Source organism: Okeania sp. SIO3I5 (assembly GCF_010672085.1).
In the GTDB taxonomy this organism is placed as follows: domain Bacteria; phylum Cyanobacteriota; class Cyanobacteriia; order Cyanobacteriales; family Microcoleaceae; genus Trichodesmium.
Map to the genome: position 1 here is coordinate 1 of NZ_JAAHHT010000307.1, position 10,092 is coordinate 10,092.

The following is a 10,092-nucleotide window of genomic DNA, read 5'->3' on the forward strand; positions in this document are numbered from 1 at the left end:
GGAGAATTTTGTTATTATCAATGTCAACACAGGGGGAGGACATCACCTCTGTCTAAACAGCGGTCAGGGTTTCCCAGACTGAAGAATCCCGCGTTGTCCCGTAAGGGCAACGTCGGGAGTATGTCAAGTCTTTAAAAAGCTAAAACCTTTATTGGTAGTCCTGCATAGTAATGGTGAAGATACATAAGTTTTGTAATTTCTTCCCACACCTCCCACACCTCCCACACCTCCCACACTCTCTCAACCATTACTATGCACCACCACCCCTTTATTTTGCAAGGCTTCTAGATTTAATCAGCAAGCCCTAACAAGTTCCTCGAATTCAAAAATCAAAAGTCAAAAGTACAAGATCATTCCAAAGAGGGAGTAGGGAGTAGGGGGGAAATAATAGGGTTCTGCTGAATAAATTGATTTCTGGGGGTAGGACACGGGAACGCGGAGACGCAGAGACGCAGAGAAGGGGGAACAGGCAGGGGATAAAATGTCGTCAGAGAATATTTACAACCCGATATTTTGTTAAGCTCCCACACGGACCACACTTCCAACACTTCCCACACTTCCCACACGGACCACACTTGCCACACCTCCCACACTCCCCTACTCCCCCATTGCTCATTCTTTGTCGTCAGAGAATATTTACAACCCGATATTTTGTTAAGCTCCCACACCTCCCACACCTCCCACACTTCCGACACTTCCCACACCTCCCACACTTCCGACACTTCCGACACCTCCGACACCTCCCACTCCCCTGCTCCCCTACTCCCCCATTGCTCATTCTTTGTCGTCAGAGAATATTTACAACCCGATATTTTGTTAAGCTCCCAGACTTCCCACACCTCCGACACCTCCGACACTTCCCACACTTCCGACACTTCCGACACCTCCGACACTTCCGACACTTCCGACACCTCCGACACTTCCCACACTCCCCACACCTCCCACACCTCCCACACTCCCCACACCTCCCACACTCCCCACACTTCCCACTCCCCTACTTTCTTCTACATGGAGAAAAAAGATTAAGATAATCTACTGATAAGCACTTGAGAGGAAATCAAAATGGAAATTAAACCAACCAATACACCTCAGTTAGAATGGGCCGGAGATGCCCTAGCTATTGGTTTATTTGAGGATGCCATAGAATTAACTGGAGATATGGCCAAATTGGACGAAATGTTAGCTGGTACTTTATCTGAATTAATTGAAGAAACAGAATTTAAGGGTAAAACTAACAGTAGTGCCTCAACTCGTGTGGGTGGTAAAATCTCTATTCGTAAAATTATTATAGTGGGCCTAGGTAAGTCAGAAGAGTTAAAATTAGATACTCTGCGCCAAGCAGCAGGAACCTCTGGACGTTTGGCAAAAAAGGAGAGATGTAAAACTCTCGGCATTAGTCTGCCAATGTGTCAAGATGGTAATGCTACAGCTGCAGCTATAACTGAAGGCATTGAGTTAGCTCTCCACAAAGATAATCGCTTTAAATCTGAATTAGAAAATCAAGGGCCAGATGTAGAAAAAGTAGAGTTAATTGGTTTAGCTGGTTCTGAGGAAGCGATCGCCCGCGCTCGACAAATCTGTTCGGGAGTCATTCTTGCCAGGGAACTTGTAGCAGCTCCCGCTAACTCCTGCACCCCAATAACTATGGCAGAAACTGCTGAAACTTTAGCTAAAGAGTTTGGTCTAGCTCTAGAAATTCTAGAAAAAGAAGATTGTGAAAAACTAGGAATGGGAGCTTTTCTGGGAGTTGCTAAAGCTTCTGACTTGCCACCAAAATTTATTCATCTCACTTACAAATCAGAAGGTACTCCTCGTCGCAAGTTAGCAATAGTAGGAAAAGGTTTAACTTTTGACTCTGGTGGGTTGAACTTGAAACCCTCTGGTAGTGGTATTGAAATTATGAAAACTGATATGGGTGGAGCAGGTACAACTTTCGGTGCGGTTAAGGCGATCGCTCAGTTGAAACCAGATGTGGAAGTTCATTTTATCAGCGCTGTTACTGAAAATATGGTTAGTGGTCATGCCATGCACCCTGGAGATTTTTTGACTGCTTCTAATGGCAAAACTATTGAGGTTAATAATACAGATGCAGAAGGGCGTTTGACTTTAGCGGATGCTTTAGTCTTTGCTGAAAAGTTGGGAGTAGATGCAATTGTAGATTTAGCAACTCTAACTGGTGCTTGTGTTGTGGCATTAGGTAATGATATTGCTGGTTTGTGGAGTCCTAATGATGAGTTAGCAGGAGAACTAACAGCAGCAGCAGCAAAAGCTGGAGAGAAAATATGGCGGATGCCTTTGGAGGAAAAATATTTTGAGGGGTTGAAAGCTATGCACGCTGATATGAAGAATACGGGTCCCCGTCCTGGTGGTGCTATTACTGCAGCTTTATTTTTGAAGCAGTTTGTTAAAGATACACCTTGGGCGCATTTAGATGTTGCAGGTCCGGTTTGGATAGACGCAGAAAATGGTTATAATAATCCTGGTGCTACTGGTTATGGTGTTCGGACTTTAGTGAATTGGGTCTTGAGTTAGACTTACGCAGGGGAACCCAGAGACCGGGTTTTTTCGTAGATTTCTGCTGTTAAAAACAACGGTTTATCCAAGAAACCCGGTTTCTTTGCAAAAGTCCTAGTTATACCATGTCCGGATAAGAGCGTGATAAAAACACTTCTTTCTTCTGGTACATTCTTTTCTCCAGTCTCGAGTCTCGAGTTTCCTGACTCCTCCCTAATTATTTATAACTATTCAACCGGATATGATATTATATTAAATTCCATAGCATTATTCTGGAAATATTTTTCCAACTGTTCCCCGTTCCTTGCTATAAAGTTTAATTGAAACCCTACCCTTAAGGAAAAGGTACTTATAGTAGTAGAAGTAAAGGTTAGGACATATCAAAAGCCTAAAACCCAGACAAAGCCAGATTTTTCCCCCCCAATCACAAGCTATCCCTTATAAACTCCTGAAACCCTTGTGGGAGGGTGGGGAAGATGGGGAGGAGGGGGAGGAGGGGGAGGAAGAATTCTGTCTACAGTTATCAAAAAAATGTATTTTTCAACACATTTTTCTCCCAAAAAAAGCCTTTGAGGAGCTTGCGCATAACTTGTCTATGTTGTCAAGTTTTATGAAAAGAGAAAGATGTTTATAAAGCATAGCTTTCAAAGGGGGGATGCCTTCTGCCTTCTGCCTTCTGCCTTCTGCTTTCTGCCTTTTGCTATATCAGTAAATACTATGTTGAGACGTCATTTGTTTTGGTATTTTCTCCTGTTTGTTGCTGGTTGTACAGCAACTCAAGGAGATAACCGTAATTCTCCTCTCAAGGAGAAAGAAAAACTCCTATTTGCTGTGAGCGATGTTCAAGGTCTCGAACAGTTACAGCGTGATTATGGACCATTTAGAACTGCTTTGCAGGAGATTTTACAAACAAAAATTGAATTTTTTCCTGTTGATAACTTTGTGCAAGCGACAACAGAATTACAGTTGGGTAAAGTAGATTTGGTTTTGGTCGGGCCATCAGAATATGTGATCGTTAGGACAAGGACAAATGCTGTGCCTATTGTTGCCCTAAGACGCCCTAACTACCGTACCGCTATTGCTGTCCGTGGAGACAGTAATATTAAGTCGTTAGCTGACTTAAGAGGCAAAACTATTGAGTTAGGTAGGATAGGAGTCACGGGGAGTTATATTGGACCGATTAAAATGCTGATGGATGCTGGATTGAATCCTAAATCTGATGTGAAAATTGTCAGTTCAAAAGAGTATCAGTTAAAGGGATTAAAAAATGGTGAGGTTGATGCTTGGGGAAGAACTTTGCATAGATACGAACAAGCTATACAAGAGGCAGATGTATCCGAGAGTGATTATTTCTTACTAGCTAAAAGTCCGACTTTACCTAATGATGTTTTTATTGCTAGTAGCAAACTGGAACCAATGTTGGTAGATGAAATTCGCGATCGAATGTTGAAAAATCAGGGCAGACTACTGCAAGCAATTCTATCTGTGTCAGCATCTTTTGATTTGAAATTCAAAGATGCTACCCTAGTTAGTGCCAACGATAGTGATTATGACATGATTCGTGATGTGTATAAAGCAATGGGAGAAGGTGATTTTATTAAGTAATGCAGTAACATACTACTGATGAGGTTATCGGTATGAAAACTAGGAAACTTTTCTCTGTGGTTAGGAGCTTGGTTAGGAGCTGGATCGGAGGTTTAAGTATAGCTAAAAAAATTGGCTATGGTTATTCCCTGGCAGTTGGTATTGCTGTTTTGGGTACAACCGTAGGGCTAATTGTAGGAGACTACTACCACAGAAAAACCCAAGACCAGCTAAAATTGATACAGAATAAGTATAGTCTATTAAAGGAATTAGAAAGTGCTATTTGGCAGGTGCAATTCCACCCCCAACAACTAGCTGGTGTAGTTGCTAGTCCTGTATCGTTTGAGTATGAAACTACTAAATTCTTGGGCAAGAGTAAGCAAATCAAAGAAGTAATGGTTGCTCTCAACGATCTGATTGAAAATCAACCAAATCAATTAGCAGTAAAGCAGGAAGTTTTTCAAGAAGTATTGCAAAGTTATGGTCAGACATGGGATTTACATACTAAATTAATGCAGAGAATTTGGCAGGAAATAGATCCGGTTAATTTGTTACCAGAAGATATTCCAACTGCCAAGCAACGAGTATTAGCTGCCAACACAGGAAAAGAGGCATTTGAGATTCGCATTCAGTTTGAAAAACTTTCAGAAAGTTTAGACAACCTAATAGATACCGCAAAGACACAACGAAGCAAAGCTAACGATCGAATGCTACGTTCGGAAATATTGCGGTTACAAATTATTATTGGCAGTATGGTGCTATCGGTGGCGATCGCTACTGGTTTGGCGTTGTATACCAGTCGAGCGATCGCCCGTCCTATCAGGAGTTTAACTGAAACTGCCCAACAGGTAACAGCAGAATCTAATTTTGACCTGCAAGCTACAGTCAGCACTACTGATGAAGTGGGGTTATTAGCTATTTCTCTCAATCAGCTAATACAATGGGTAGGAAAGTACACCCAAGAATTAAAGTTAGCTAATCAAAGAGTAGAAAAACGCACGACAGAACTGACACAAGTCTTAGAAAACTTGAAACAAACCCAGACACAACTGATTCAAACCGAAAAAATGTCTAGTTTAGGGCAAATGGTGGCAGGAATTGCCCATGAGATTAATAACCCAATCAATTTTATTGATGGTAATATTATTCCTCTTAAGGAATATACAGAAGGTATCTTTGATTTACTCGATCTTTATCAACAGTTGTATCCTGATGTACATCCGGAAATCGAAGATTTAATGGCTGAGATTGATATTGATTATATTAGATCGGATGTTTACCACATAATTTCTTCTATGCAGATGGGAACTCAGAGGATTAAGAATATTGTATTGTCGGTACGGAATTTTTCTCGACTAGATGAAAGTAAGGTTAAACCTACAGATATCCATGAAGGAATTGATAACACACTGTTAATTCTCAATCATAAGCTCAAACATAGAGTTAAAATTATCAAAAATTATGGAGATTTACCTTTCGTAGAATGTTATTCAGCTCAATTAAATCAGGTGTTTATGAATATTATTGCTAATGCTATTGATGCAATACTTGAGTCGGATATTCAACCAAAACAGATTGTGATTCAAACGGAAAATGTAGCTGAAGCTCAAGTCATGGTAAAAATTAGAGATAATGGCCCCGGAATACCACCAGAAATCAAAGAGAAAATTTTTGATCCTTTTTTTACAACGAAGCAAGTAGGAAAGGGGACAGGTTTGGGTCTGTCAATTTCTTATCAGATTATTGAAAAGCACCGGGGAAAAATAGAAGTAATTTCTCAACCTGGAAAGGGTACAGAATTTGCGATCGCTCTTCCTGTATATTTGGGCCTTTCCAAGAGTATCTAGTGCCGCTACGCGGAATTCAAAATTCATGCATTATTGGTTAGTAAAGCTTTTAGGATATCGAATTATTTCATGGTCAAAAATGATAATAATATCATGTCCGGTAGCATCGTTTTATAACCGGATTTGGTATAATAATATCATGTCCGGTTGAACAGTGATAAATAAATAACTACGGAGGAGTCAGGAGTCAGGAGTCAGGAGTCAGGAGGGAAGAAAGAAGGAAGAGGAAGAAGAAGAATAGGAGAAGAAGAAGAAAGTTTTTTTATAACTAATTATCCGGACATGATATAACTGATATAGCACTAGGCATTAAGGTTGGGACATTTCTAAATCCTGAAAGCCTTTAAAAGTCTGCTGTTCCCTGTTCCCTGTTCCCTGTTCCCTAGCGCGTAGCGCTATAACTGATAACTGATAACTGATAACTGAAATGGCACCTCAACTTAGACGAGAAATTGGCGTGTTCGGCGCTACCCTTATGGGATTAGGTTCAATTGTTGGCACTGGAGTATTTGTTAGTATTGGTATTGCTGCTGGTATTGCGGGTCCGTCGGTAATTATTGCTGTAGCGATAGGTGCTGTTGTTGCTACCTGCAATGCTTTTAATAGCGCCCAGTTAGCAGCAAACCATCCCGTGAGTGGGGGTACTTATGAATATGGTTACAAATATCTAAATCATTGGTTGGGTTTTATTGCCGGATGGATGTTTCTGTTAGCGAAAAGTGCTTCTGCTGCTACTGCTGCTTTGGGTTTTGCTGGTTATTTGCTGAATGCTTTTGGTGTGTATAATCAAAATTATCAAACTTGGTTGATGTTAACTGCTTTAACTGCTGTGGTTGTATTAACTATAGTTGTATTAAGTGGCATTCGTCGTTCTAATTTCACTAATATTTTTATTGTTTCGATTACATTATTTTCTCTAGTTGTATTTATCTTGGCAGGAATACCTAAAGTTGTCTTGTCTGGAGGGGAAAATTTAACGCCTTTTTTTGCTACGGATAAACCTATCCCATCTTTACTAGAAGCTGCTGCTTTAATGTTTGTTGCTTATACTGGTTATGGCCGTATTGCAACTTTGGGTGAGGAAGTTAAGGCACCACGACGTACTATTCCTAGAGCGATCGCTCTAAGTATGATTGTTACTTGTCTTTTATATATATCGAGCGCTCTAATTATTGTGGGAGTTGGTGAAGAAGTAATTCAAAAATTATCTCAAGCGGATGTAAGTTTAGCTGCACCTTTAGAAGTTATTGCCAGATCGGGTTTAGGTGTTCGAGTGATTCCTCAATTAATTGCTGTCGGTGCTATTACGGCAATGTTGGGAGTGTTGTTAAATTTGATTTTGGGTTTGTCGCGGGTTTTGTTGGCAATGGGGCGACGGCGAGATTTGCCTAAAGTTGTTGCGAGGTTGAATAGTGGGCAAACTACACCTTATGTAGCTGTGGTAGTGGTGGGGGTAGCGATCGCTTTTTTAGTTTTAATTGGAGATGTGAAAACTACTTGGTCTTTTAGTGCTTTTAATGTTTTGATTTATTATGCTATTACTAATTTTGCTGCTCTCCAACTTTCTCCAGAGGAAAGACTTTATCCTAAATGGTTAGGTTGGGTAGGTTTAGCTTCTTGTTTATTTTTAGCTTTTTGGGTAGAACAGCAAATTTGGTTAGTAGGTTTAGGGTTAATTCTTGTTGGTTTAATTTGGCATAGTTTGATTCATAGATTAATTAATGAATAGCTTTAATTTTCCCTCATTAAAATCTACTTCCAAATTGAAAATCTCTTGTAAATTATTACACTTCTTGCAGAAGTAAGGGAATAGGGAATAGAGCATAAGGAATGAAATTGTTGATTTCAGCTCTTGAATTGGTTTCATTTTTTCTTTTTGGAGATGTCTATTAATTTCTTGAATTAATCCTATTTTCGCCTCCTTCCACTCACTCATAATTCACCAAAAAATTGGGTAGTCACCGCTCCTCTTTTCAGGAGATAAAAAAAGAATATTCCGTAGTTCAATCCTAATGCTTTCCTAGGTCATGCTGCGCAAACAGCTAGAGGTACTGATAACTGTTAACGCAGTTCCGACGATATGAGGCTAACTGATAACTGATAACTGAAATTACCGAAAAATTTTGGTTTAAAGCCTCCCCTTGGATAGGGGATAATAAATAAAAATTTTCATGATTAGTCAATCCTATCAGTTTCAAGGAGAGGTAATTATTAATTATTAATTATTAATTATTAATTGTTGAACCTTGCCCTAAAATCTTGTAAAGCTGACCAAAAATCACCTACCTTTTTAATTTCTACTAAAACCTCTTGATTATCAGGAAAATCTACCTCCTCCAATAACTCAATAATTTTACCTTTTTTGATTCCTTTGATAAACATAAATTTACTCCATTTATCTTGAAAATTACTTACAAAATATTGACCAATAATATCATGTCCGCTGGTATTGGAAAGTGTAAACTAAACGGTGAATATCTACAGGAAATTTAAGTTTTTTCGGGGTTAATACCCTTAATTCCAAGATAAATCAAGCTTTCATCCCAAATTTATGAATTCTAAATTATAAATTCTGAATTCTTACCCTTTTACCGAATAATTAAGGTTGAAAGCCTCTCCTTTAAAGGAGAAATCAGAAAAAAATTTCCTTTGAGTCAATCCTCTTCTTCTCAAGGAGAGGTAATTATTAATTATTAATTGTTGAAAATACCGATGCTACCGGACATGATATAACAATAATTTAAACTTCTATAGTTATTTTAAATTTTTTTTAGTTCCCTTTTATTATTTCTGCTTTTGGAAATAATAAAAGCTTACAGAATTTAGAATTATAATTTCTCCGTTTTGCTCTGCAACATGAAACGCCCCTACTAGATATGGTAATTCTGCGTAAGTCCTGATAAAGTAAACTAAGACTAATGATTAAACCAGTAAGGAATTAAAAAATGCTCGGTTGGATTTATCTCCTCTTAGGAATTGTCTTAGAAACTGTTGCTACTACTTTTATAAAGTTGTCAGAAAGTTTTATTTATTTGTGGCCTTCTCTATGGGGATTTGTATTTTACGGCATTAGTTTCTTTGTGATGTTACCTTTAGCATATAGAACGATTGAGGCTAGTGTTGCTTATAGTGTTTGGGCTGGTTTGGGAGCAGTATTGATAACTTTAGTCGGAGTTTTATTTATGCACGAATCTATTACTTTCCTACAGTGGGTTGGCATGGCAATCGTTATTATCGGGGTGATTAGTTTAAAGCTAAATACTACACCTTTAACCGAAGAAAAATCTCAGGAATATAAATAAGAAATTATGGATTTTTTGTACTTAGTTTTGAGCAGTTTATTTAGTGCGTTAGCTTTTGTTTTTCTGAAGCTATCGAAAGATTTTACCAGAATATATCCTTCAATTCTGACTTTCTTAATGATTGGTATTGACTTATTTTTTTTCTCATTAGCTCTGAAAACAATTCATATGGGAATAGCATATACTATCTGTTGTGGTTTAGGAACTCTGCTAGTTGTTACTATCAGCATAACTTGGTTTAAGGAATCAGCAAATAAAGCTAAAATTATATCAATTATTTTGATAGTTTTAGGAGTAGCTTTATTAGAAATTACCTGAAATTTCCTAATTTTTTCAATAAGTTAAAGAGTTATGTTTTTCCATCGCCTGAAATGTAGCTTTAAGAATCATCTCTTGTTCATTTTGCTGGCTCCGAAAAGCAATTAGTCCTTCCATATATTCTTGCTCATTAAGTTTAACAAGCTTCAGTTTTGGGTCGGAGAAAAAGTTAGCGATCGCTGACTTTCGTAAACTTTTCATTATCATTTTTTCTCTGCCTTTAATACCAAGCGTGAAAAAAGAATGTTACGAATATTTTTGCCAACAAAGTAGTTAAAATCAGATGTAGATTTGGCAGCATCGAATTTTTTCTTCAACAATGATAATAACAGCTCTTTCTACTGTACGGGTGATTTCCTACGGAATGCTCCTAATTACGCGAATCACCCCTACAACTACTAGAAACAGTTCCAGTATTTGTAGCAAACATTTATCAAACTGGCATAATTACTGATTAGATTCACAAATTTTACTTAGTTCCCTTTTTTAATTTCTTCTTCCTCTTTCTTTTGAAAATAATAAAGACT

At 38.3% G+C, this 10,092-nt stretch carries 9 protein-coding genes; 6 read left to right on the forward strand and 3 right to left on the reverse strand.

The features are described from left to right. Nucleotides 1–350 precede the first annotated feature (350 nt). A complete protein-coding gene (locus tag F6K40_RS36025; RefSeq protein ID WP_293143714.1) occupies nucleotides 351–974 on the reverse strand; it encodes a hypothetical protein in 624 nt (207 codons plus the stop codon). An 88-nt stretch (nucleotides 975–1,062) separates the two neighbouring features. On the opposite strand from F6K40_RS36025, the gene F6K40_RS36030 reads away from it, so the two are divergent. The 4 genes from F6K40_RS36030 (at nucleotide 1,063) to F6K40_RS36045 (ending at nucleotide 7,674) form a co-directional block, all read left to right on the forward strand. Continuing rightward, nucleotides 1,063–2,532, forward strand: a complete 1,470-nt coding sequence (locus tag F6K40_RS36030) for a leucyl aminopeptidase (RefSeq protein ID WP_293143716.1) — start codon at nucleotides 1,063–1,065, stop codon at nucleotides 2,530–2,532. Nucleotides 2,533–3,231: 699 nt separating this feature from the next. Continuing rightward, nucleotides 3,232–4,119 (forward strand): PhnD/SsuA/transferrin family substrate-binding protein, encoded by an 888-nt coding sequence (locus F6K40_RS36035; protein ID WP_293143719.1) that lies wholly within the window; start codon nucleotides 3,232–3,234, stop codon nucleotides 4,117–4,119. 68 nt (nucleotides 4,120–4,187) lie between these two features. Continuing rightward, nucleotides 4,188–5,945 (forward strand): sensor histidine kinase, encoded by a 1,758-nt coding sequence (locus F6K40_RS36040; RefSeq protein ID WP_293143722.1) that lies wholly within the window; start codon nucleotides 4,188–4,190, stop codon nucleotides 5,943–5,945. A gap of 427 nt (nucleotides 5,946–6,372) precedes the next feature. Next, nucleotides 6,373–7,674: an APC family permease gene (locus F6K40_RS36045; RefSeq protein WP_293143725.1), complete on the forward strand. Its 1,302-nt coding sequence runs from the start codon at nucleotides 6,373–6,375 to the stop codon at nucleotides 7,672–7,674. Between the two features lie 503 nt (nucleotides 7,675–8,177). Here F6K40_RS36045 and F6K40_RS36050 read toward each other — a convergent pair. Further along, a complete protein-coding gene (locus tag F6K40_RS36050; protein ID WP_293143727.1) occupies nucleotides 8,178–8,327 on the reverse strand; it encodes a hypothetical protein in 150 nt (49 codons plus the stop codon). A gap of 563 nt (nucleotides 8,328–8,890) precedes the next feature. On the opposite strand from F6K40_RS36050, the gene F6K40_RS36055 reads away from it, so the two are divergent. After that, nucleotides 8,891–9,247, forward strand: a complete 357-nt coding sequence (locus F6K40_RS36055) for a DMT family transporter (RefSeq protein WP_293143729.1) — start codon at nucleotides 8,891–8,893, stop codon at nucleotides 9,245–9,247. 6 nt (nucleotides 9,248–9,253) lie between these two features. Beyond that, complete coding sequence (locus F6K40_RS36060; RefSeq protein WP_293143732.1) at nucleotides 9,254–9,565, forward strand: DMT family transporter; 312 nt, start codon at nucleotides 9,254–9,256, stop codon at nucleotides 9,563–9,565. 15 nt (nucleotides 9,566–9,580) lie between these two features. Here the strand turns inward: F6K40_RS36060 and F6K40_RS36065 are convergent, their stop codons facing one another. After that, complete coding sequence (locus F6K40_RS36065; protein ID WP_293143735.1) at nucleotides 9,581–9,766, reverse strand: hypothetical protein; 186 nt, start codon at nucleotides 9,764–9,766, stop codon at nucleotides 9,581–9,583. Between the last annotated feature and the right edge of the window lie 326 nt (nucleotides 9,767–10,092).

Coding starts and splice junctions, on each gene's coding strand:
- F6K40_RS36065 (WP_293143735.1), bottom strand. CDS start 9,766: ATGAAAAGTTTACGAAAGTCAGCGATCGCTAACTTTTTCTCCGACCCA.
- F6K40_RS36055 (WP_293143729.1), top strand. CDS start 8,891: ATGCTCGGTTGGATTTATCTCCTCTTAGGAATTGTCTTAGAAACTGTT.
- F6K40_RS36045 (WP_293143725.1), top strand. CDS start 6,373: ATGGCACCTCAACTTAGACGAGAAATTGGCGTGTTCGGCGCTACCCTT.
- F6K40_RS36035 (WP_293143719.1), top strand. CDS start 3,232: ATGTTGAGACGTCATTTGTTTTGGTATTTTCTCCTGTTTGTTGCTGGT.
- F6K40_RS36060 (WP_293143732.1), top strand. CDS start 9,254: ATGGATTTTTTGTACTTAGTTTTGAGCAGTTTATTTAGTGCGTTAGCT.
- F6K40_RS36050 (WP_293143727.1), bottom strand. CDS start 8,327: ATGTTTATCAAAGGAATCAAAAAAGGTAAAATTATTGAGTTATTGGAG.
- F6K40_RS36030 (WP_293143716.1), top strand. CDS start 1,063: ATGGAAATTAAACCAACCAATACACCTCAGTTAGAATGGGCCGGAGAT.